This window comes from Enterobacter sp. SCRI0065 (assembly GCF_059766475.1).
The window spans coordinates 1-22,043 of sequence record NZ_JCBAJB010000012.1 but is presented as its reverse complement, the minus strand read 5'-3'; the positions used below and the strand labels follow the sequence as shown (position 1 = coordinate 22,043).

Genomic DNA, 22,043 nt, shown 5'->3' with positions numbered 1-22,043 from the left:
GACGTCTAAATACCAAAAATTCACAGGGGACACACCATGACAATTCGCAATCACACTCTCGGTTTCCCTCGCGTTGGCTTGCGCCGCGAGCTGAAAAAAGCACAAGAAAGCTACTGGGCGGGCAATTCTACCCGTGAAGATCTGCTGGCCGTTGGCCGCGAGCTGCGTGCTCGCCACTGGGATCAGCAGAAGCAGGCAGGAATCGATCTGCTGCCAGTGGGCGATTTCGCCTGGTACGACCATGTTCTGACCACGAGCCTGCTGCTTGGTAACGTGCCGGCTCGTCATCAGAACAGCGATGGATCGGTCGATATCGATACCCTGTTCCGTCTGGGCCGTGGTCGCGCGCCAACCGGTGAGCCAGCGGCCGCAGCGGAAATGACCAAATGGTTTAACACCAACTATCACTACATGGTGCCGGAGTTTGTAAAAGGGCAGCAGTTCAAGCTGACCTGGACGCAGATTCTGGATGAAGTGGACGAAGCGCTGGCGCTGGGTCATAACATCAAACCTGTGCTGCTGGGGCCGGTAACGTATCTGTGGCTGGGTAAAGTGAAGGGTGAACCGTTCGACCGTCTGAGCTTGCTCAACGATATCCTCCCCGTATATCAGCAGGTGCTGGCTGAGCTGGCAAAACGCGGTATCGAATGGGTACAGATCGACGAACCTGCGCTGGTGCTTGAGCTGCCGCAGGAATGGCTGGATGCCTTCAAACCGGCTTATGACGCACTGCAAGGCCAGGTTAAGCTGTTGCTGACCACCTATTTTGAAGGCGTCACGCCGAATCTTGATACCATCACCACGTTGCCGGTGCAGGGTCTGCACGTTGACCTGGTTCACGGCAAAGATGATGTCGCCGAGCTGAACGAGCGCCTGCCGTCCGACTGGTTGCTCTCTGCGGGCCTGATCAACGGTCGTAACGTCTGGCGTGCCGATCTCACCGAGAAATACGCACAGATTAAAGCTATCGTCGGCAAACGTGAATTATGGGTCGCCTCTTCTTGCTCCCTGTTGCACAGCCCGATCGATTTGAGCGTGGAAACCCGTCTGGATGCGGAAGTGAAAAGCTGGTTTGCCTTTGCTTTGCAAAAATGTGAAGAGCTGGCCCTGCTGCGTGATGCCCTGAACAGTGGCGATACGGAAAAGTTGATTGAATGGAGCACCCCGATTCAGGCGCGTCGTCATTCGACTCGCGTACACAATGCAGCGGTGGAAAAACGTCTGGCGGGCATTACTGCGAAAGACAGCCAGCGTGAAAATGCCTATGAAGTGCGTGCCGAAGCGCAGCGCGCTCGCTTTAATCTGCCAGCATGGCCGACGACCACGATCGGTTCTTTCCCGCAGACCACCGAAATTCGCGGCCTGCGTCTGGACTTCAAAAAGGGCAACCTTGATGCCAACAACTATCGCACTGGCATCGCCGAGCACATCAAGCAGGCGATTGTTGAGCAGGAGCGCTTAGGTCTGGACGTGCTGGTCCACGGTGAAGCCGAACGTAATGACATGGTGGAATATTTTGGTGAGCACTTAGACGGTTTCGTCTTTACCCAGAACGGCTGGGTACAGAGCTACGGTTCCCGCTGCGTGAAACCGCCGGTAGTAATTGGCGACGTTAGCCGCCCGGAAGCGATCACCGTGGAGTGGGCGAAGTACGCACAGTCTCTGACCGACAAACCGGTTAAAGGCATGCTGACCGGCCCGGTGACGATTTTGTGCTGGTCCTTCCCGCGTGAAGACGTGACTCGCGAAACCATTGCAAAGCAAATTGCGCTGGCGTTGCGGGACGAAGTGGCAGATCTGGAAGCCGCAGGCATCGGCATTATCCAGATTGACGAACCGGCCCTGCGCGAAGGCCTGCCGCTGCGTCGAAGCGACTGGGATGCTTACTTGCAGTGGGGCGTAGAGGCCTTCCGCATCAACGCCGCAGTAGCAAAGAACGACACCCAGATTCATACCCACATGTGTTACTGCGAATTTAACGACATCATGGATTCGATTGCGGCGCTGGATGCGGACGTCATCACCATCGAGACCTCGCGTTCAGACATGGAGCTGCTGGAGTCGTTTGAAGAGTTCGACTATCCGAACGAAATCGGTCCGGGCGTGTACGACATTCACTCCCCGAACGTTCCGAGCGTGGAATGGATTGAAGCGCTTCTGGCGAAAGCCGCTCAGCGCATCCCGGCAGAACGCCTGTGGGTGAACCCGGACTGTGGCCTTAAAACCCGCGGCTGGCCTGAGACTCGCGCCGCGTTGGCAAACATGGTGAAAGCCGCGCAGAATCTGCGTCAGGCTTAGTCATCACACACGATTGCCGGGCGGCGCTATCGCTTGCCCGGCCTTCGATTAATTCCCTGCGGATTTCTTACTGCCATACTGTGCAAACCAGGCCAGCATCCTCTGCCAGCCGTCTTTGGCGGATTCCTCGTGGTAGCTCGGGCGATAATCGGCATTGAATGCGTGTCCGGCATCGGGATAAACCACAATTTCCGCCTTTGCATTCGCGGCACGCAGCGCCTGACGCATAGTCTCCACGCTTTCCAGCGAAATCCCAGTATCTTGACCGCCATAAAGACCGAGCACGGGCGCATTAAGATCGACCGCGATATCAACCGGATGCTTAGGTGAATTCAGCGTTTTTTCACCGACCAGCTTGCCGTACCAGGCCACTGCGGCCTTAATTTGCGGATTATGCGCGGCGTAGAGCCAACTGATGCGCCCGCCCCAGCAGAACCCGGTGACCAATAAACGATGCGGATCGCCGCCGTTACGTGCGGCCCAACTGGCGACGTGATCGAGGTCGGCCAACACTTGCGCATCCGGTACCTTACTGACCAGATTACTGAACAACGTCGGAATATCGCTGTATTCATTGGGATCGCCCTGACGGAAGTAAAGCTCCGGCGCGACGGCCAGGTAACCTTCAAGCGCCAGACGACGGCACACGTCACGGATATGTTCGTGTACGCCAAAAATTTCCTGAACCACAATCACGATCGGCAGTGGACCGTCCACATCCTTTGGGCGAGCGTGATAAGCGGGCATGTTCTCACCCTGAGAGGGAATTGAGGTTTCGCCTGACGTGATAGCGTCTTCGGACGTTGAAACGATAGTCGACGCGAGAGGGGCGGCGGCAGGTGCAAAATTCGTTTTTTGAGTCATGGTATTCTCCGTACCCGTTGGTGCAAATAAATATAGACCTCAAGTTAACAATTCACAGTGCCCGAAACGGGCTATCTTTTGTGCAGCAGTAAAAGATATAACTTGTTAGTGTGATGATGATCACTATTTTATGGTAATTAACTGCAATCATTTTTATTCGTGGTGAGGTCTGTCACGAAATTTACCTCGGTGCTTCTGTAAAGTACCGTTTTACTTCTGCTGACAACCCACCCACAGAGGAGTCACCTATGTCTAAGTCTGATGTTTTTCATCTCGGCCTCACTAAAAACGATTTACAAGGGGCTACGCTGGCTATCGTCCCGGGCGATCCTGAGCGTGTGGAAAAGATCGCCGCGCTGATGGATAAGCCGGTTAAGCTGGCATCTCATCGTGAATTCACCACCTGGCGCGCTGAGCTTGATGGTAAAGCGGTCATTGTGTGTTCAACCGGTATTGGCGGCCCGTCTACCTCTATCGCGGTGGAAGAACTGGCTCAACTGGGCATTCGTACCTTCCTGCGTATTGGCACCACCGGAGCTATTCAGCCACACATCAATGTGGGCGACGTGCTGGTTACGACCGCATCTGTCCGTCTCGATGGTGCAAGCCTGCACTTTGCGCCGATGGAATTCCCGGCTGTCGCTGACTTTGAATGTACCACCGCGCTGGTCGAAGCCGCGAAATCCGTGGGTGCGACGACCCACATTGGCGTCACCGCTTCTTCGGACACCTTCTACCCAGGCCAGGAACGTTACGACACCTTCTCAGGCCGTGTTGTGAATCGCTTTAAAGGTTCAATGGAAGAATGGCAGTCCATGGGCGTGATGAACTACGAAATGGAATCTGCAACGCTGCTGACCATGTGCGCAAGCCAGGGTCTGCGTGCCGGTATGGTTGCGGGCGTTATCGTGAACCGTACTCAGCAAGAGATCCCGAACGCAGAGACCATGAAGAAGACCGAAAGCCACGCGGTGACAATCGTGGTTGAAGCGGCTCGCCGCCTGATCTAATCCCTTCTTTTCGAAACAAGGCCGACGCGTTCGGCCTTTTCTTTTTGCGTAGTGCCTCGCAGGAAATCCCTTTCAAACTGGACGTTTATACAGCACAATTCTATTTTGTGCGGGTAATGGTTTGATGCAGGAGGCGTTGTGGATATCTCAATCATCATTTATGCAGTGATTGCGCTAGTGGGCGCGGGTGTGGGCTGGCTGATGTCCAGCTACCAGCATGCGCAACATAAAGCGGATCAATTAGCCGATCGCGAAGAAATGGTGGCGGAGCTAAGCGCTGCAAAACAGCAGCTTACCCAGAGTGGACACTGGCGTGAAGAATGTGAACTCCTCAACAACGAACTCCGCAATCTGCGCGATATTAATACCTCGTTAGAAGCCGATCTTCGCGAAGTCACCACCCGCCTGGAATCCACCCAGCTGCATGCGGAAGACAAAATCCGCCAGATGATCAACAGCGAACAGCGTCTTAGTGAACAGTTCGAAAACCTTGCTAACCGCATCTTCGAGCAGAGCAATCGCCGCGTTGACGAACAAAATCGCCAGAGCTTGAACGGATTACTGACGCCGCTGCGTGAACAGCTGGACGGTTTTCGTCGCCAGGTACAGGACAGCTTTGGGCAGGAAGCGCGTGAACGCCACACCCTGGCGCATGAAATCCGCAATCTTCAACAGTTGAATGCGCAGATGACGCAGGAAGCCGTCAACCTGACGCGTGCGCTTAAGGGCGATAACAAAACCCAGGGCAACTGGGGTGAAGTGGTGTTAACCCGCGTGCTGGAAGCGTCTGGTCTGCGTGAAGGCTACGAATATGAGACGCAGGTCAGCATCGAAACCGAAACCCGTTCGCGGATGCAGCCAGATGTGATCGTGCGCCTGCCGCAAGGCAAAGACGTGGTGATCGACGCCAAAATGACGCTGGTGGCCTACGAGCGTTACTTCAACGCCGAAGATGACTTCACTCGTGAATCCGCACTTCAGGAGCATATTGCCTCGGTGCGTAACCATATTCGTCTGCTGGGCAGAAAAGATTATCAGCAATTACCGGGGCTGCGCTCGCTGGACTATGTGCTGATGTTTATCCCCGTCGAGCCGGCCTTTTTGCTAGCGCTCGACAGGCAGCCTGAACTAATTACTGAAGCTCTCAAAAATAACATTATGCTGGTGAGCCCGACCACGCTGCTGGTGGCGTTGCGCACCATCGCTAACCTGTGGCGCTACGAGCATCAAAGCCGTAATGCCCAGCAAATTGCCGATCGCGCCAGCAAACTGTACGACAAAATGCGCCTGTTTGTAGACGATATGACCTCGGTCGGGCAAAGCCTGGATCGTGCTCAGGATAACTATCGTCAGGCGATGAAAAAGCTCTCTTCCGGGCGTGGCAATCTGCTGTCGCAAGCCGAGGCGTTTCGCAGCCTGGGCGTTGAGGTAAAACGCGAGATTAATCCGGAATTAGCCGAACAGGCTACCGCTCAGGATGAAGAGTATCGTCTGCGTGATGGCGTAGATGAACAAAATACCCACAGTACAGACAACGATTTAGCCAGACAAACCTCCGACGAAACGCAGGCAAACCGATTCTTTCAGGGCGGTTGAATCGTAGGGCAAACGCGCCCAATCTGTTACACTTCACGAACATTTGACTGATTAGCAGGCACTGAGATGGTTGAGGATTCACAAGATACTACGCACTTTGGCTTTCAGACTGTCGCCAAGGCGCAGAAAGCTGACATGGTCGCTCACGTATTTCATTCCGTGGCGGCAAAGTACGATGTTATGAATGACCTGATGTCATTCGGAATTCATCGCTTGTGGAAGCGCTTCACTATCGACTGTAGCGGCGTTCGTCGTGGTCAAACGGTATTAGATCTGGCAGGTGGAACCGGTGATTTAACCGCGAAATTCTCCCGTATGGTCGGTGAGACAGGGCGCGTAGTGCTGGCGGATATCAACGATTCGATGCTGAAGATGGGGCGCGAAAAGCTGCGCAACATTGGTGTGGTCGGTAACGTTGAGTACGTTCAGGCAAACGCAGAAGCTCTGCCGTTCCCGGATAACACCTTCGATTGCATCACCATCTCTTTTGGTCTGCGTAACGTGACTGATAAAGAAAAAGCGCTGCGCTCCATGTACCGCGTGCTTAAGCCAGGTGGACGTTTGCTGGTACTGGAATTTTCCAAACCGATTATCGAACCGTTAAGCAAAGCCTACGATGCTTACTCGTTCCACATTTTGCCTCGTATCGGTGAAATGGTGGCAAAGGACGGAGAAAGCTACCGCTATCTGGCGGAGTCCATTCGTATGCACCCGGACCAGGACACCTTAAAAGCGATGATGCAGGACGCTGGCCTGGAGAACGTTGAATACTTCAACCTGACGGCAGGCGTTGTTGCGCTCCATCGCGGCTACAAGTTCTGAGTGGAGGTGGGTAATGCCTTTTAAACCCCTGATCACTGCTGGCATCGAGAATGTCCTGAATACTTTTCTGTATCGCTCACCTGCGTTGAAAACCGCGCGTCAGCGTTTAAACGGAAAGGTACTCCGTATCGTATTGAAAGAGTTCTCGACGCCGCTCGTGCTGGTCTTCAGTGAACGGCAGCTGGATGTGCTGGGAGAATGGGAAGGCGAGGCGGACTGCTCGGTCATTACCCATATGAGCGTATTACCGAAGCTTCGCGATCGTCAGCAGTTAACGGCGCTCATTCGCAGCGGCGAACTGGAAGTGGCAGGCGATATTCAGGTGGTACAGAACTTTGTTGCCCTTGCCGATCTGGCTGAGTTTGACCCGGCAGAGTTACTTGCACCTTATATCGGTGATATTGCGGCTGAAGGTATCAGCAAGGCCATTCATGGCGGCACGTCATTCTTGCGCAAAGGTGTACAGCGTCAGCAGCGCTACGTTGCCGAGGTGATGACTGAAGAGTGGCGTATGGCTCCAGGATCGCTAGAAGTGGCCTGGTTCGCTGAAGAAACCGCTGCTGTTGCTCGTGCGGTTGACGCGCTAACCACACGGCTGGAAAAACTGGAGGGCAAATGACGCCTGGTGAAATTCGGCGCCTCTATTTTATCGTTCGCACTTTTTTGAGTTACGGGCTCGATGAGCTTATCCCCAAAATGCGTATTACGCTGCCGCTACGAATCTGGCGGCGCACGCTGTTCTGGATGCCAAATCGGCATAAAGATCGGCCGCTGGGCGAGCGGTTACGGCTAGCATTGCAGGAACTTGGTCCAGTCTGGATAAAATTTGGGCAAATGCTCTCCACCCGTCGCGACCTCTTCCCGCCGCAGATCGCGGATCAGCTGGCTTTGCTGCAAGATCGCGTTGCTCCCTTTGATGGTGCACGGGCGAAACAGCAGATCGAAGAGGCGATGGGCAATATTCCTGTCGAAACCTGGTTTGATGATTTTGATATTACGCCTTTAGCGTCTGCTTCTATTGCGCAAGTCCATACTGCGCGCCTGAAAGAGAACGGCAAAGAGGTTGTCATTAAGGTCATTCGCCCGGACATCCTGCCGGTGATCAGAGCGGATATGAAGCTGATTTATCGGCTGGCGCGTTGGGTTCCTCGACTGATGCCAGATGGGCGTCGGCTGCGCCCGATGGAAGTCGTGCGCGAATATGAAAAAACGCTTATTGATGAGCTGAATTTGCTGCGTGAATCAGCAAACGCTATCCAGTTGCGCCGTAACTTTGAAAACAGCCCGATGCTTTATGTACCTGAGGTTTATTCGGATTATTGCAGCCAGGACATGATGGTGATGGAGCGCATTTACGGCATTCCTGTATCAGATGTGGTCGCACTGGAAAAGCAGGGCACCAACATGAAGCTGCTGGCTGAGCGCGGTGTTCAGGTCTTTTTCACCCAGGTATTCCGCGACAGTTTTTTCCACGCGGATATGCACCCTGGCAACATCTTTGTGAGCTATGAACACCCTGAAGATCCGAAATACATCGGCATCGACTGCGGTATCGTGGGCTCGCTGAACAAAGAAGATAAGCGCTATCTGGCAGAGAACTTTATCGCCTTTTTCAATCGCGATTATCGTAAGGTGGCTGAGCTGCACGTCGATTCCGGCTGGGTTCCGCCAGATACGAACGTTGAAGAGTTTGAGTTCGCGATCCGTACCGTTTGCGAGCCGATCTTTGAGAAGCCGCTGTCGGAAATCTCGTTCGGCCATGTTCTGCTGAATCTGTTTAACACCGCGCGTCGCTTCAACATGGAAGTTCAGCCTCAGTTAGTTTTACTCCAAAAAACATTACTTTACGTTGAGGGCGTAGGCCGTCAGCTCTATCCTCAGTTAGACTTATGGAAAACAGCTAAACCTTTCCTGGAGTCCTGGATTAAGGATCAGGTTGGTCTTCCTGCGCTAGTGCGTTCTTTTAAAGAGAAAGCACCATTCTGGATTGAAAAAATGCCGGAGATTCCGGAACTGATTTACGACAGTTTGCGTCAGAGCAAGAACCTTAAGCACAGCATGGATAAAATCGCTCGCGAGCTTCAGTCTAACCGTGTGCGTCAGGGTCAATCCCGTTATCTCTTTGGGATCGGTGCCACATTGTTGCTGAGTGGTACGCTGTTGCTGATTAACCGCCCGGAGTGGGAAATGATGCCCGCGTGGCTCATGGCCGGTGGCCTGGTGGTTTGGCTGGTTGGCTGGAGAAAAACGCGCTGAATTTGCGTCGCTATCGCCGGGTTGCAAACGTATAATGCGACCTGATTAATTAATCATCTATCGAGGATGTTGTATGGGTGGTATCAGTATCTGGCAATTGTTGATCATTGCCGTCATTGTTGTGCTGCTGTTTGGCACCAAAAAACTGGGTTCCATTGGTTCCGACCTCGGCGCGTCTATTAAAGGCTTCAAAAAAGCCATTAGCGATGACGAAGACAAAGACAAAGATAAGCAGGAAAAATCCAGCCCGGATGCGGATTTCACGGCTAAATCTCTCGCTGATAAACAAGAAGAAGCTAAAAAAGAAGACGCTAAACGCCACGATAAAGAGCAGGTGTAATTCGTGTTCGACATTGGTTTTGGTGAACTGCTGCTGGTATTCGTGATTGGCCTGATCGTATTAGGGCCACAGCGTTTACCTGTGGCTGTAAAAACTGTTGCAGGCTGGGTGCGCGCGCTGCGTTCACTGGCGACAACGGTTCAAAATGAACTGGCGCAGGAACTTAAGCTCCAGGAGTTTCAGGATAGCCTGAAAAAAGTTGAAAAGGCGAGCATGGAGAACCTGTCGCCTGAGCTGAAAGCTTCGATGGACGAACTGCGTGAAGCGGCTGAATCCATGAAGCGCTCCTACAGCGTCAACGATCCTGAAAAAGCGAGCGATGAAGCTAACACCATTCGTAACCCATTGGTGAAAGATAACGAAGCACAGCATGAAGGCGTGACGCCTGCAGATGCAGAGCATCAGGCTAGTGCGCCTTCGCAAGCGCCGCAAGAGCCTGTTGTGAAAGCGACGCCCACGGAAGTGAAAGTTGCTGCACCCGTTTCCGAATCATCCCCCTCGTCGAGTGATAAAGCGTAATTATGGCAGTAGAAGATACACAACCGCTCATCACGCATCTTATCGAGCTGCGTAAGCGCCTGTTATATAGCATTTCTGCGGTCATGCTTATTTTCCTGTGTCTGGTCTATTTCGCTAACGACATCTATCAGGTGGTCTCCGCGCCGCTGATTAAACAGATGCCGATCGGCGCGACCATGATTGCTACCGATGTGGCTTCGCCGTTCTTTACACCAATAAAATTAACGTTCTGGGTGTCACTCATTGCCTCTGCGCCGGTCATTTTGTATCAGGTGTGGGCGTTTGTGGCGCCAGCGCTGTACAGGCATGAACGTAAGCTGGTGATCCCGCTGCTGGTGTCCAGCTCGCTCTTGTTTTATATCGGCATGGCATTCGCCTATTTCGTTGTCTTCCCGCTGGCTTTTGGCTTCTTGACGCACACTGCGCCAGAAGGGGTACAAGTCTCGACAGACATCGCCAGCTATCTCAGCTTTGTCATGGCCCTGTTTATGGCATTTGGTGTGGCTTTCGAAGTGCCTGTTGCCATTGTCTTGCTGTGCTGGATGGGGGTGACCACGCCTGAAGATTTGCGCAAGAAACGTCCGTACATGCTGGTCGGTGCCTTTGTTGTCGGTATGTTACTGACGCCGCCGGATGTTTTCTCGCAAACGTTGCTGGCGATACCGATGTACTGCCTGTTTGAAGTGGGCGTGTTCTTCTCACGCTTCTATGTGGGCAAGCGACGCTCGCAGGAAGACGAAGAAGACGAACCTGAGAAAACGACAGAAGAATAAAACCAGCCGCCCGTAAGGGCGGTTGTCATATGGGAGACCGCATGTTTGATATCGGATTGAATCTGACCAGTGCCCAGTTCGCCAAAGATCGCGATGATGTTGTCGCGCGCGCATTTTCTGCGGGCGTAAAGGGGTTACTCCTGACGGGAACTAACCTCCATGAAAGCGAGCAGGCACAGTTGCTGGCGCAGCGCTATCAACACTGTTGGTCCACCGCAGGCGTTCATCCTCACGACAGCAGCCAGTGGAATGAAGAAAGTGCTGAAACGCTCTATTCATTAGCCAGTGCGCAAGACGTTGTCGCGATAGGTGAGTGTGGCCTTGATTTCAATCGCAACTTTTCGACCCCAGCGGAGCAAGAGACGGCATTTACCGCCCAGCTTGCTCTGGCGGCGGAGAAGGGTATGCCGGTATTCATGCACTGCCGTGATGCTCACGAGCGTTTTCTGACGCTGCTTGAACCTTGGCTCGATAAATTACCCGGCGCGGTGCTGCACTGTTTTACGGGTTCCCGGCAGGAAGCTGTAGATTGTCTGAAACGGGGTCTGTACTTAGGTATTACCGGCTGGGTGTGCGATGAACGGCGCGGGCTAGAACTGCGTGAACTGTTGCCAGTTATTCCTGCCGATCGTTTGTTAATCGAGACGGATGCGCCTTACCTGCTACCGCGTGATATGAAGCCTAAACCCGCATCACGGCGCAATGAACCTGCTTATCTTGGCCATATTGTTGAGCGAATCGCACACTGGCGTGGCGAAGAGATGCAATGGCTGGACGCGCAAACGGATGAAAACGTGCGTCGATTGTTTGGCGTGAGTTTTTAAACTTTGCGAAAAGCGGTGTTTTTGACGCTTTGAAGCACCTGTTTGTTGAGCAGATTGAGCAGCAGCATCGAGCGCGCTTCGCCGTCTGGCTCAGAAAATATTGCCTGTAGCCCTTCGAATGCGCCTTCGGTGATGACCACGTCATCGCCGGGGAACGGCGTCTCAGGATCGGTGATATCGTCGGGCTGTTTATAGATTGAAAGCTGATGGATGACTGTCGAAGGGACGGTCGCCGGGCTCGTACCAAAACGCACGAAGTGGCTGACGCCTCGCGTGGCGCTGATGGTGGTGGTATGAATCACCTCTGGGTCAAACTCGACGAACAGGTAGTTCGGGAAAAGGGGTTCGATGACCGTGGTGCGTTTACCGCGCTGGATCTTTTCAAGCGAGATCACAGGCGTCAGACAATTAACCGCCTGACGTTCCAGATGTTCCTGCGCGCGCTGAAGTTGCCCACGCTTGCAATACAGTAAATACCAGGCTTGCATAATCACTCTTTCCCTTTGTTCGCGGCGCAAGCATATCAAAACCCTGGCGGGATCGCTAAGGTGATTATAAGGGCCAGAAGAGGAAGATGGCGTGGAACTTCACGCTAATTTAACAAAATTACAGCGTCCTGATGACGAACGCCGTATAATGAAGCGCTTATAGAGAGGCCATGACTAACTGCATGAAATACCACGATCTACGCGACTTCCTGGCGCTGCTGGAAAAGCAGGGCGAACTCAAACGCATCACAATTCCTGTTGATCCTTATCTGGAAATGACAGAAATCGCTGACCGTACCTTGCGTGCTGGCGGCCCCGCGTTGCTGTTTGAAAAACCGAAAGGCTATTCCATGCCGGTGCTTTGTAACCTGTTTGGCACACCGAAGCGTGTGGCGATGGGGATGGGGCAGGAGGATGTCACTGCGTTACGTGAAGTGGGCAAACTGCTGGCCTTCCTGAAAGAGCCCGAGCCGCCAAAAGGTTTCCGCGATCTGTTCGATAAGCTGCCGCAGTTCAAGCAGGTGTTGAATATGCCAACCAAGCGTCTGCGTGGTGCGCCTTGCCAGCAGAAAATCGTCGAAGGCGATGCTGTTGATCTGACCCGTATCCCAATTATGCAGTGCTGGCCAGAAGATGCCGCGCCGCTGATCACCTGGGGTCTCACCGTCACGCGCGGGCCGCACAAAGAACGCCAAAATTTGGGTATTTATCGCCAGCAGCTAATCGGCAAAAATAAGCTGATTATGCGCTGGTTGTCGCATCGCGGCGGCGCGCTGGATTTCCAGGAGTGGTGCGCAGCGCATCCTGGCGAGCGTTTTCCTGTCTCTGTGGCGTTGGGTGCCGACCCGGCGACTATACTGGGAGCCGTAACGCCGGTTCCCGATACGCTTTCTGAGTATGCTTTCGCAGGCCTGCTGCGCGGCACAAAAACCGAAGTGGTTAAGTGTATTTCCAACGATCTGGAAGTCCCTGCCAGTGCGGAAATCGTGCTGGAAGGATACATTGAGCAGGGCGAATTGGCACCGGAAGGACCTTATGGCGACCATACGGGCTATTACAACGAAATCGATAATTTCCCGGTGTTCACCGTTACGCATATTACCCAGCGTGAAGATGCCATTTACCACTCGACTTATACTGGCCGTCCGCCAGATGAGCCGGCGGTATTGGGTGTCGCGCTGAACGAAGTGTTCGTGCCCATTTTGCAAAAGCAGTTTCCGGAAATTGTTGATTTCTATCTGCCGCCGGAAGGATGTTCATATCGCCTGGCGGTTGTGACTATCAAGAAGCAGTACGCGGGCCATGCCAAACGCGTAATGATGGGCGTATGGTCTTTTTTGCGCCAGTTTATGTACACCAAATTTGTTATTGTTTGCGATGATGACGTTAACGCTCGCGACTGGAATGATGTTATCTGGGCCATTACTACGCGTATGGACCCGGCGCGCGATACCGTGTTAGTCGAAAATACGCCAATTGATTATCTGGATTTTGCCTCACCGGTCTCCGGCCTTGGCTCAAAAATGGGACTGGATGCCACCAATAAATGGCCCGGCGAAACCTCACGTGAATGGGGTCGACCGATCAAAAAAGATCCTGAGGTGACAGCGCGAATCGACGCGATCTGGGATGAACTGGCCATTATGAATAACGGTAAGCCTGAGTCTGACCGTTAGCCCTATAGATTTCCCGACAGAGAGAGCGAATGACAACCTTAAGCTGTAAAGTGACTTCAGTAGATGCTATCACCGACACCGTATATCGCGTCCGTTTAGTGCCAGAGGCGGCATTCTCTTTCCGTGCTGGCCAATATTTAATGGTTGTGATGGATGAGCGTGATAAGCGCCCTTTCTCTATGGCGTCGACGCCTGCGGAGCAGGAATTTATTGAGCTTCATATTGGTGCGTCAGAGCTGAATCTGTATGCCATGGCGGTCATGGATCGCATCCTGAAAGAGCGTGTCATTGACGTTGATATCCCACACGGCGAAGCGTGGCTGAGAGACGATGAAGATCGTCCGCTCATTCTCATTGCTGGCGGTACGGGCTTCTCCTACGTGCGCTCTATCCTGCTGACCGCACTGGCGCGTAATCCAAACCGTGATATCACCATCTACTGGGGCGGGCGTGAAGAGAAGCACCTTTACGATCTGTCTGAGCTTGAAGCATTAAGTGTCACTCACCCGAACCTGCGTATCGAGCCGGTTGTCGAGCAGCCTGAAGAGGGCTGGCGTGGGCGTTCAGGTACTGTTCTGACGGCAGTCTTGCAGGATCACGGCACGCTGGCGGAGCATGATATCTATATTGCCGGTCGTTTTGAGATGGCGAAAATTGCCCGTGACCTGTTCTGCAATGAACGTGGTGCGCGTGAAGACCGTCTGTTCGGCGATGCCTTCGCGTTTATCTAGGCATAAAAAAACCCGCCCCTGACAGGCGGGAAGAACGGCAACTAAACTGTTTCTCTGCGCCAATGACGCCTTGTTCTGACGTCATTGGCGCAGAGATACTTTTCCTGATTTACACTCTCTCAAATACCGTCGCGATCCCCTGACCTAACCCGATACACATCGTTGCCAGACCAAACTGAGCATCTTTGCGTTCCATCAGATTAATCAGCGTGGTGCTGATACGCGCCCCGGAACAGCCCAGCGGATGACCCAGCGCAATGGCGCCACCGTTCAGATTGATCTTCTCGTCGATTTGCTCCATCAAGCCCAAATCTTTAATGCACGGCAGGATCTGCGCGGCAAACGCCTCGTTCATTTCGAACAGGTCGATGTCGCTTGCGGTCAGCCCCGCTTTTTTCAGCGCCAGTTTGGATGCGGGAACCGGGCCGTAACCCATAATAGACGGATCGCAGCCGACCACCGCCATTGAGCGAATGCGCGCACGCGGCGTCAGGCCCAATTCACGAGCACGGCTTTCGCTCATCACCAGCATGGCGGCAGCGCCATCGGACAAGGCTGAAGACGTACCCGCAGTCACAGTTCCGCTCACAGGATCGAATGCCGGTCGCAGTGCGGAAAGTGCATCAACCGTGGTTTCCGGGCGGATGACTTCATCGAAGTAAAATTGCTTTAACACGCCATCAGCGTCATGGCCGCCAGTGGGCAGAATTTCATTTTTAAACGCGCCAGACTGCGTTGCGGCCCAGGCTCGAGCGTGAGATCGCGCGGCAAAAGCATCCTGCATTTCACGGCTGATGCCGTGCATGCGGGACAGCATTTCCGCCGTCAGGCCCATCATACCCGCTGCTTTCGCTACGTTGCGGCTCATACCCGGATGGAAATCAACGCCGTGGCTCATGGGGACGTGGCCCATATGTTCCACGCCGCCCACCATGCACGCTTGCGCGTCGCCGGTCATGATCATGCGAGCCGCGTCGTGTAGCGCTTGCATCGAAGATCCGCACAGCCGGTTAACGGTTACTGCCGGAACCGAGTGTGGGATTTCCGCCAGCAACGAGGCATTACGCGCAATATTGAAGCCTTGTTCCAGCGTCTGCTGCACGCAGCCCCAGTAAATATCGTCCAGAGCGCTCGCTTCCAAAGCCGGATTGCGTGACAGCAGACTACGCATCAGATGCGCGGAGAGATCTTCCGCGCGTACGTGACGGAATGCGCCGCCCTTTGAACGGCCCATCGGGGTGCGAATTGCATCGACAATGACAACCTTTTCCATTGTGACTCCTTAAGCCGTTTTCAGCTCGCCGACCGGACGGGCAGGCTCAACTGGGGGATAATAGGGTTCGTTATGGCGTGCTTTGTTACGCAGCCCTTCCGGTACGTCATACAGCGGACCGAGGTGCTGATATTGTTGCGCCATATCGAGATATTTTGCGCTGCCGAGCGTATCCAGCCAGCGGAATGCGCCGCCGTGGAACGGAGGGAAACCGAGGCCGTAAACCAGCGCCATGTCGGCTTCTGCCGGGCTGGCGATGATGCCTTCTTCAAGACAACGCACGACTTCGTTAACCATCGGGATCATCATACGGGCAATGATCTCTTCGTCGCTAAAGTCATGCTTTGGCTTGCTGACATCGGCCAGCAGGCTGTCTACGGCGGCATCTTCTTCTTTCTTCGGCTTGCCTTTGCTGTCTTCTTTATAGCGCCAGAAGCCCAGACCGTTTTTTTGCCCAAAGCGGCTGGCGTCAAACAGGGCGTCGATGGCATCGCGATAATCTTTCTGCATGCGCTGCGGGAAGCCAGCGGCCATCACCGCCTGGGCGTGATGTGCGGTATCAATCCCAACCACGTCCAGCAAATACGCCGGGCCCATCGGCCAGCCGAACTGCTTTTCCATGACCTTATCGACTTTGCGGAAGTCGGCGCCGTCGCGCAGCAGCTGACTAAAGCCAGCGAAATAAGGGAACAGCACGCGGTTGACGAAGAAGCCAGGGCAGTCGTTTACCACAATCGGGGTTTTACCCATCTTGCTCGCCCAGGCCACCACTTTTGCGATAGTGGCGTCAGACGTTTTTTCCCCGCGAATCACTTCGACCAGCGGCATACGGTGTACCGGGTTAAAGAAGTGCATACCGCAGAAGTTTTCAGGGCGCTTCAGTACGCTCGCCAGCTCGCCAATGGGGATTGTTGAGGTGTTTGAAGCCAGCACGGTATCCGGACGCACTTTCTCTTCGGTTTCTGCCAGTACCGCTTTTTTGACTTTCGGATTTTCAACTACCGCTTCCACAACCACATCCACGCGGTCAAAGCCGGTGTACTCCAGCGTTGGCTGTATGGTTGAAATTACGCCCGAGAGTTTAAGACCGTCAATCTTGCCGCGCTCCAGTTGTTTATTCAGCAGCTTGGCGGCTTCGGTCATTCCCAGCGTCAGGGATTTGTCGTTGATGTCCTTCATGATCACCGGTACGCCTTTCCAGGCGGACTGATATGCAATCCCGCCGCCCATGATGCCAGCGCCCAGAACGGCAGCTTGCTTCGGCGTCTCGATGTTTTTGGTCAACTGTTTCGCTTTACCCTTCACGAACTGATCGTTCAGGAAGATACCCACCAGTGCGCGGGCCTCATTGGTATGGGCCAGCGGAACGAAGCTTTGGTTTTCGAGCTTCAGCGCTTCTTCACGACCAAAGCGAGCGGCAGCTTCAATAGTCTTCACGGCGGTAATCGGTGCCGGATAGTGTTTGCCCGCCGTCTGCATCACCATGCCTTTGGCAATGGTAAAGCTCATGGTGGCTTCAATTTTACTTAAATGCAGAGGTTCAAGCTTGGGCTGACGTTTGGCTTTCCAGTCGAGATCGCCGTTGATGGCCTGACGCAGAACGCTAATCGCACCTTCATGCAATTTTTCCGCTTTCACGACGCCATCGATCAGACCAATCTTCAGCGCCTGATCGGCTCCAACATCTTTACCTGCGGCGATAATTTCGAGGGCGCTGTCAGCACCTAACATGCGCGGCATACGAACGGAGCCGCCAAAGCCTGGCATGATGCCCAGCTTGGTTTCCGGCAAGCCGATTCGCAGGTCTGGCGTAGCAAGACGATAGTCGGTCGCCAGTACACACTCACAGCCGCCGCCCAGCGCGTAGCCATTAACGGCAGAAATCGTGGGAACCGGCAGATCTTCCAGGCGATTAAAGACGCTGTTGGCAAAATGCAGCCATTGGCTCAGCTGTTCTTCAGGTACCTGGAACAGAGAGAGGAATTCGGTGATATCCGCGCCGACAATAAAGGCCGCTTTATTTGAGCGCAGCAGCAGCCCTTTTAAATCCGTTTGTTTTTCGAGTACATCTAGCGCGTGGCCAAGACTGGCTACGGTCGCGGTATCGAGCTTGTTGACTGAGCCGGGGGCATCGAACACCAGTTCGGCGATGCCATCTTCCAGCCAGTCCACGTATAGGGTGTCACCTTTGTAGAGCATGTCAGTCTCCTGAATCCAGCAAGTGGATCTGGTCATACCAGATGAGACGGAGTGTGGGATTTATGTTAAAGAAATGCAAATTACTCTTTAAAAAAATGCTGCACCGATCACGCTCGGTCGAAATGATGCAGGTATAGCCAGGTGTGCTAATATGCGGATACTTGAGGTCAAAGACGAAAGGAATAATGATGGACTCACTGGCAGCACTTTATAAGAATCATATCGTTACGTTGCAGGAACGTACCCGCGACGTACTGGCTCGTTTTAAAATGGATGCGCTACTTATTCACTCCGGTGAGTTGATCAATGTCTTCCTCGATGACCATGCCTACCCCTTCAAGGTGAACCCGCAGTTTAAAGCCTGGGTGCCGGTGACTCAGGTGCCAAATTGCTGGCTGCTGGTGGACGGCGTAAACAAACCAAAACTGTGGTTCTATCTGCCGGTGGATTACTGGCACAACGTGGAACCTCTGCCGACCTCTTTCTGGACCGAAGAAGTGGACGTTATCGCGCTGCCTAAAGCGGATGGTATCGGCAGCCAACTGCCCGCCGCACGCGGCAATATTGCTTATATTGGTCCTGTACCGGAACGTGCTTTGGGTCTGGATATTCCGGCTGATAAAATCAACCCGAAAGGGGTGCTGGATTATCTGCACTATTATCGCGCTTACAAGACTGACTATGAACTGTCCTGCATGCGTGAAGCGCAGAAAACGGCGGTGAACGGCCATCGTGCGGCGCATGAAGCATTCCTGTCCGGTATGAGCGAGTTTGATATTAACCAGGCGTACCTGACGGCGACAGGCCATCGCGATACTGATGTGCCTTACAGCAACATTGTGGCGCTGAACGAGCACGCATCTGTTCTGCATTACACCAAACTGGATCACCGCGTGCCGTCTGAAGCGCGTAGCTTCCTGTTGGATGCAGGCGCGGAGTACAACGGTTATGCTGCCGATTTAACCCGTACCTGGGCTGCGAATGGCGATACCGATTTCGCGCATCTGATCAAAGACGTGAATGACGAACAGCTGGCGCTTATTGGCACCATGAAAGCGGGTACGAGTTACGTTGATTATCATATTCAATTCCATCAGCGCATCGCCAAACTGCTGCGTAAACATCAGATTGTGACCGACATGAGCGAAGAGGCGATGGTGGAGAACGATCTCACCGGGCCGTTTATGCCGCACGGCATCGGGCATCCGTTGGGTCTGCAGGTTCACGATGTTGCGGGCTTTATGCAGGATGACACCGGTACGCATCTGGCTGCGCCGTCTAAATATCCGTACCTGCGCTGTACCCGCATGCTTGAGCCGCGCATGGTATTGACCATTGAGCCGGGTATCTATTTTATTGATTCACTGTTAACGCCGTGGCGTGAAGGTCAGTACAGCAAACACTTTAACTGGCAGAAAATTGACGCGTTGAAACCTTTTGGTGGCATTCGTATTGAAGATAACGTGATCATCCACGAAAACAATATCGAGAATATGACGCGAGACCAGAAGCTGGCCTGATGGAAAGCTGGCTGATACCGGCCGAACCGGTCATTTTCACCGAAGAGATCAAAAAGAGCCGCTTTATCACGCTGTTGGCCCACACCGACGGCGTGGAAGCGGCGAAAGCCTTTGTCGAATCGGTACGCGCAGAACACCCCGATGCGCGCCACCATTGCGTGGCCTGGGTGGCGGGAGCGCCAAACGATTCGCAAAAGCTGGGGTTTTCTGACGATGGTGAGCCTGCGGGAACCGCAGGAAAACCGATGCTCTCTCAACTAATGGGAAGTGGTGTCGGTGAAATCACTGCCGTCGTCGTTCGTTACTACGGCGGCATATTGTTAGGCACTGGCGGTCTGGTTAAGGCCTACGGTGGTGGCGTCCAGCAGGCACTGAATCAACTCAATACTCTCCGCAAAACGCCATTAACCGAATATACTTTGTTGTGTGATTACGCCCATTTATCCGGCATCGAAACGCTGTTGAAGCAGTTTAACGGCATGGTTGTCTTCAGTGATTATCAGGCGACGGTTCAATTACGTGTGGCGCTTCCTCAGGCGGAGCAGGCGGCTTTTTCGGCAAAACTGGCTGATTTTAGTCGCGGTGCGTTGCAATTACTGCCGATTGAAGAATAATCCCCACCTTACTTTCTGAATACCAAAGGAAACGGCAGAGATGCATTTTCGTGCCATAACCCGAATCGTTGGACTGCTGGTCATACTCTTTTCCGGGACAATGATCCTCCCAGGACTGGTGGCGCTTATCTATCGGGACGGCGCGGGGCGCGCGTTCACGCAGACCTTCTTCGCCGCACTGGCGATTGGTTCAATGCTCTGGTGGCCAAACCGTCGAGAGAAAGGCGAGCTGAAATCCCGCGAAGGCTTTCTAATCGTTGTCCTGTTCTGGACCGTGCTGGGCAGCGTGGGGGCATTACCGTTTATCTTTGCCGAGCAGCCTAATCTGACGGTGACCGATGCATTCTTTGAATCCTTTTCTGGTTTAACGACCACGGGCGCGACAACGCTGGTGGGGCTGGATTCACTCCCGCACGCTATTCTCTTTTATCGACAGATGCTGCAATGGTTTGGCGGTATGGGGATCATCGTATTGGCCGTGGCGATCCTGCCAATACTGGGTGTTGGTGGGATGCAGTTGTATCGCGCGGAAATGCCTGGTCCGCTAAAAGACAATAAAATGCGCCCGCGTATTGCAGAGACGGCCAAAACCCTTTGGTTCATCTATGTGTTACTGACCGTGGCCTGTGCGTTGGCACTCTGGTTTGCCGGAATGCCGGCATTCGATGCGATCGGACACAGCTTCTCTACTATTGCGATTGGCGGTTTCTCCACGCACGACGCGAGTGTGGGTTATTTCGATAGCCCAACCATCAACACGATTATTGCCGTCTTCTTACTGATCTCCGGTTGTAACTACGGTTTGCACTTCTCGTTACTCAGTGGACGCAGCTTGAAGGTGTACTGGCGCGACCCGGAATTCAGGATGTTTATTGGGGTTCAGCTCACGCTGGTGGTGATCTGTACCTCGGTTCTGTGGTTGCACGATGTCTATAGCTCGGCGGTGACCACCGTCAATCAGGCATTTTTCCAGGTGGTGTCGATGGCGACGACCGCAGGGTTTACCACAGACAGTATTGCCCGCTGGCCGCTGTTCTTACCCGTATTGCTTTTATGCTCTGCTTTTATTGGTGGATGTGCAGGTTCAACGGGCGGCGGCCTGAAGGTCATTCGTATCCTTTTGCTGTTTAAGCAAGGGAACCGTGAACTGAAACGCCTGGTGCATCCGAATGCGGTCTACAGTATTAAGCTTGGTAACCGTGCGTTACCGGAACGTATTCTGGAAGCCGTTTGGGGCTTCTTTTCTGCCTATGCACTGGTTTTCATCGTCAGCATGCTGGCGATCATCGCTACGGGTGTTGATGATTTCTCGGCGTTTGCCTCTGTAGTGGCGACGCTCAATAATCTTGGGCCTGGGCTAGGCGTGGTGGCGGATAACTTTGCTAGCATGAATCCGGTGGCGAAATGGATCCTGATTGCCAATATGCTTTTTGGGCGTCTTGAGGTCTTTACGCTGCTGGTCCTGTTTACCCCCACATTCTGGCGCGACTAAGGAAGTATCTGGTGAAGACATTGATTCTTTTCTCCACGCGAGACGGACAAACGCGTGAGATTGCCTCTTATATAGCATCTGAATTAAAAGAACAGGGCGTCTATGCCGACGTGGTAAACCTGAATCGCACTGAAGAGATTGTGTGGCAGGACTATGACCGTGTGGTGATTGGCGCATCGATTCGCTATGGACACTTCCATCCTGCGGTTGATCGCTTTGTGAAGAAGCATGCTGTTACGTTGAATTCACTGCCGAGCGCTTTCTATTCTGTCAACCTTGTGGCGCGTAAGCCCGAAAAGCGTACGCCGCAGACCAACAGCTACACGCGCAAGTTCCTGTTGAACTCACCATGGCAGCCAGAACGGTGCGCTGTCTTTGCGGGAGCGCTGCGTTACCCACGTTATCGTTGGTACGACCTCGTGATGATTCGCTTAATTATGAAGATGACGGGCGGGGAAACGGATACGAGTAAAGAAGTGGTCTATACCGATTGGCCGCAGGTCGCGGCGTTTGCCCGGGAAATCGCACAATTAACGGGCAATCAGAAGGTTTAATAAACGTTATGTTTGAAAAATAATCGAACGAAAACTTTTTCTTATTTTCCTCTTGCTACCTCAGAATAACTCCCTATAATGCGCCTCCACTGACACGGAACAACGGCTTACAGGCCGCCGGGTTAGCGGGGTTCAGAGATGAACGCCAGCAGAGAAAAGCGAAAATAAACGCTTGACTCTGAATGAGGAAAACG

20 protein-coding genes are annotated in these 22,043 nt (G+C 53.4%); 16 read left to right on the top strand and 4 right to left on the bottom strand.

Going from position 1 to position 22,043, the window contains the following annotated elements:
• Positions 1-36 precede the first annotated feature (36 nt).
• Positions 37-2,298, top strand: a complete 2,262-nt coding sequence (gene metE / locus AC6EMZ_RS21130; protein WP_498404802.1) for a 5-methyltetrahydropteroyltriglutamate--homocysteine S-methyltransferase — start codon at positions 37-39, stop codon at positions 2,296-2,298.
• Between the two features lie 48 nt (positions 2,299-2,346).
• Here the strand turns inward: metE and AC6EMZ_RS21125 are convergent, their stop codons facing one another.
• Positions 2,347-3,162 carry a dienelactone hydrolase family protein gene (locus AC6EMZ_RS21125; protein ID WP_498404800.1) on the bottom strand — a complete coding sequence of 272 codons (816 nt, stop codon included), beginning with the start codon at positions 3,160-3,162 and terminating at the stop codon, positions 2,347-2,349.
• A gap of 248 nt (positions 3,163-3,410) precedes the next feature.
• Between AC6EMZ_RS21125 and udp the strand changes: the two genes are divergently transcribed.
• From udp to tatD, 9 genes are all read left to right on the top strand, one after another.
• Positions 3,411-4,172 (top strand): uridine phosphorylase, encoded by a 762-nt coding sequence (gene udp, locus AC6EMZ_RS21120; protein ID WP_498404799.1) that lies wholly within the window; start codon positions 3,411-3,413, stop codon positions 4,170-4,172.
• A gap of 138 nt (positions 4,173-4,310) precedes the next feature.
• Positions 4,311-5,768 carry a DNA recombination protein RmuC gene (gene rmuC / locus AC6EMZ_RS21115; RefSeq protein WP_498404798.1) on the top strand — a complete coding sequence of 486 codons (1,458 nt, stop codon included), beginning with the start codon at positions 4,311-4,313 and terminating at the stop codon, positions 5,766-5,768.
• A gap of 66 nt (positions 5,769-5,834) precedes the next feature.
• Positions 5,835-6,590 carry a bifunctional demethylmenaquinone methyltransferase/2-methoxy-6-polyprenyl-1,4-benzoquinol methylase UbiE gene (gene ubiE, locus AC6EMZ_RS21110; RefSeq protein ID WP_498404797.1) on the top strand — a complete coding sequence of 252 codons (756 nt, stop codon included), beginning with the start codon at positions 5,835-5,837 and terminating at the stop codon, positions 6,588-6,590.
• 13 nt (positions 6,591-6,603) lie between these two features.
• Complete coding sequence (gene ubiJ, locus AC6EMZ_RS21105; protein WP_498404796.1) at positions 6,604-7,209, top strand: ubiquinone biosynthesis protein UbiJ; 606 nt, start codon at positions 6,604-6,606, stop codon at positions 7,207-7,209.
• Positions 7,206-8,846 carry a ubiquinone biosynthesis regulatory protein kinase UbiB gene (gene ubiB / locus AC6EMZ_RS21100; RefSeq protein ID WP_498404795.1) on the top strand — a complete coding sequence of 547 codons (1,641 nt, stop codon included), beginning with the start codon at positions 7,206-7,208 and terminating at the stop codon, positions 8,844-8,846. The genes ubiJ and ubiB overlap by 4 nt, the downstream gene beginning before the upstream one ends.
• Positions 8,847-8,919: 73 nt before the next feature.
• On the top strand, positions 8,920-9,186 hold the full coding sequence (gene tatA / locus AC6EMZ_RS21095) for a Sec-independent protein translocase subunit TatA (RefSeq protein ID WP_498404794.1): 267 nt from the start codon (positions 8,920-8,922) through the stop codon (positions 9,184-9,186).
• Positions 9,187-9,189: 3 nt separating this feature from the next.
• A complete protein-coding gene (gene tatB, locus AC6EMZ_RS21090) occupies positions 9,190-9,705 on the top strand; it encodes a Sec-independent protein translocase protein TatB (protein WP_498404793.1) in 516 nt (171 codons plus the stop codon).
• A gap of 2 nt (positions 9,706-9,707) precedes the next feature.
• Positions 9,708-10,478, top strand: coding sequence for a Sec-independent protein translocase subunit TatC (gene tatC, locus AC6EMZ_RS21085; RefSeq protein ID WP_498404792.1), 771 nt, complete (start codon positions 9,708-9,710; stop codon positions 10,476-10,478).
• 41 nt (positions 10,479-10,519) lie between these two features.
• A complete protein-coding gene (gene tatD / locus AC6EMZ_RS21080) occupies positions 10,520-11,302 on the top strand; it encodes a 3'-5' ssDNA/RNA exonuclease TatD (RefSeq protein ID WP_498404791.1) in 783 nt (260 codons plus the stop codon).
• Here the strand turns inward: tatD and rfaH are convergent.
• Positions 11,299-11,790 carry a transcription/translation regulatory transformer protein RfaH gene (gene rfaH / locus AC6EMZ_RS21075; RefSeq protein WP_498404789.1) on the bottom strand — a complete coding sequence of 164 codons (492 nt, stop codon included), beginning with the start codon at positions 11,788-11,790 and terminating at the stop codon, positions 11,299-11,301. The two genes, tatD and rfaH, sit on opposite strands and share 4 nt — an antisense overlap.
• Before the next feature lie 170 nt (positions 11,791-11,960).
• On the opposite strand from rfaH, the gene ubiD reads away from it, so the two are divergent.
• On the top strand, positions 11,961-13,466 hold the full coding sequence (gene ubiD / locus AC6EMZ_RS21070) for a 4-hydroxy-3-polyprenylbenzoate decarboxylase (protein WP_498404788.1): 1,506 nt from the start codon (positions 11,961-11,963) through the stop codon (positions 13,464-13,466).
• 29 nt (positions 13,467-13,495) lie between these two features.
• The gene (gene fre / locus AC6EMZ_RS21065; RefSeq protein ID WP_498404787.1) at positions 13,496-14,197 is read left to right on the top strand and encodes an NAD(P)H-flavin reductase; all 702 of its coding nucleotides are present in this window, start codon (positions 13,496-13,498) and stop codon (positions 14,195-14,197) included.
• Positions 14,198-14,306: 109 nt separating this feature from the next.
• Here the strand turns inward: fre and fadA are convergent, their stop codons facing one another.
• Both fadA and fadB read right to left on the bottom strand, forming a co-directional pair.
• On the bottom strand, positions 14,307-15,470 hold the full coding sequence (gene fadA, locus AC6EMZ_RS21060; protein ID WP_498404785.1) for an acetyl-CoA C-acyltransferase FadA: 1,164 nt from the start codon (positions 15,468-15,470) through the stop codon (positions 14,307-14,309).
• 9 nt (positions 15,471-15,479) lie between these two features.
• A complete protein-coding gene (gene fadB, locus AC6EMZ_RS21055; RefSeq protein WP_498404784.1) occupies positions 15,480-17,669 on the bottom strand; it encodes a fatty acid oxidation complex subunit alpha FadB in 2,190 nt (729 codons plus the stop codon).
• A gap of 188 nt (positions 17,670-17,857) precedes the next feature.
• Here fadB and pepQ point away from each other — a divergent pair, with 188 nt between their 5' ends.
• From pepQ to hemG, 4 genes are read left to right on the top strand one after another with little or no spacing between them, the layout of a single operon-like run.
• On the top strand, positions 17,858-19,189 hold the full coding sequence (gene pepQ, locus AC6EMZ_RS21050; protein WP_498404857.1) for a Xaa-Pro dipeptidase: 1,332 nt from the start codon (positions 17,858-17,860) through the stop codon (positions 19,187-19,189).
• Positions 19,189-19,803, top strand: coding sequence for an IMPACT family protein (locus AC6EMZ_RS21045; RefSeq protein WP_498404782.1), 615 nt, complete (start codon positions 19,189-19,191; stop codon positions 19,801-19,803). The genes pepQ and AC6EMZ_RS21045 overlap by 1 nt, the downstream gene beginning before the upstream one ends.
• A gap of 40 nt (positions 19,804-19,843) precedes the next feature.
• Entirely contained in the window at positions 19,844-21,295 is a 1,452-nt protein-coding gene (trkH, locus tag AC6EMZ_RS21040) for a Trk system potassium transporter TrkH (protein WP_498404781.1), read from the top strand.
• Positions 21,296-21,306: 11 nt separating this feature from the next.
• A complete protein-coding gene (gene hemG, locus AC6EMZ_RS21035) occupies positions 21,307-21,849 on the top strand; it encodes a menaquinone-dependent protoporphyrinogen IX dehydrogenase (protein ID WP_498404780.1) in 543 nt (180 codons plus the stop codon).
• Positions 21,850-22,043 lie beyond the last annotated feature (194 nt).

What these genes read in the sequence shown, in the direction of transcription:
- metE (WP_498404802.1), top strand. Translation starts at nt 37, where the DNA reads ATGACAATTCGCAATCACACTCTCGGTTTCCCTCGCGTTGGCTTGCGC.
- AC6EMZ_RS21125 (WP_498404800.1), bottom strand. Translation starts at nt 3,162, where the DNA reads ATGACTCAAAAAACGAATTTTGCACCTGCCGCCGCCCCTCTCGCGTCG.
- udp (WP_498404799.1), top strand. Translation starts at nt 3,411, where the DNA reads ATGTCTAAGTCTGATGTTTTTCATCTCGGCCTCACTAAAAACGATTTA.
- ubiE (WP_498404797.1), top strand. Translation starts at nt 5,835, where the DNA reads ATGGTTGAGGATTCACAAGATACTACGCACTTTGGCTTTCAGACTGTC.
- ubiJ (WP_498404796.1), top strand. Translation starts at nt 6,604, where the DNA reads ATGCCTTTTAAACCCCTGATCACTGCTGGCATCGAGAATGTCCTGAAT.
- ubiB (WP_498404795.1), top strand. Translation starts at nt 7,206, where the DNA reads ATGACGCCTGGTGAAATTCGGCGCCTCTATTTTATCGTTCGCACTTTT.
- tatA (WP_498404794.1), top strand. Translation starts at nt 8,920, where the DNA reads ATGGGTGGTATCAGTATCTGGCAATTGTTGATCATTGCCGTCATTGTT.
- tatC (WP_498404792.1), top strand. Translation starts at nt 9,708, where the DNA reads ATGGCAGTAGAAGATACACAACCGCTCATCACGCATCTTATCGAGCTG.
- tatD (WP_498404791.1), top strand. Translation starts at nt 10,520, where the DNA reads ATGTTTGATATCGGATTGAATCTGACCAGTGCCCAGTTCGCCAAAGAT.
- rfaH (WP_498404789.1), bottom strand. Translation starts at nt 11,790, where the DNA reads ATGCAAGCCTGGTATTTACTGTATTGCAAGCGTGGGCAACTTCAGCGC.
- ubiD (WP_498404788.1), top strand. Translation starts at nt 11,961, where the DNA reads ATGACTAACTGCATGAAATACCACGATCTACGCGACTTCCTGGCGCTG.
- fre (WP_498404787.1), top strand. Translation starts at nt 13,496, where the DNA reads ATGACAACCTTAAGCTGTAAAGTGACTTCAGTAGATGCTATCACCGAC.
- fadA (WP_498404785.1), bottom strand. Translation starts at nt 15,470, where the DNA reads ATGGAAAAGGTTGTCATTGTCGATGCAATTCGCACCCCGATGGGCCGT.
- fadB (WP_498404784.1), bottom strand. Translation starts at nt 17,669, where the DNA reads ATGCTCTACAAAGGTGACACCCTATACGTGGACTGGCTGGAAGATGGC.
- pepQ (WP_498404857.1), top strand. Translation starts at nt 17,858, where the DNA reads ATGGACTCACTGGCAGCACTTTATAAGAATCATATCGTTACGTTGCAG.
- AC6EMZ_RS21045 (WP_498404782.1), top strand. Translation starts at nt 19,189, where the DNA reads ATGGAAAGCTGGCTGATACCGGCCGAACCGGTCATTTTCACCGAAGAG.
- trkH (WP_498404781.1), top strand. Translation starts at nt 19,844, where the DNA reads ATGCATTTTCGTGCCATAACCCGAATCGTTGGACTGCTGGTCATACTC.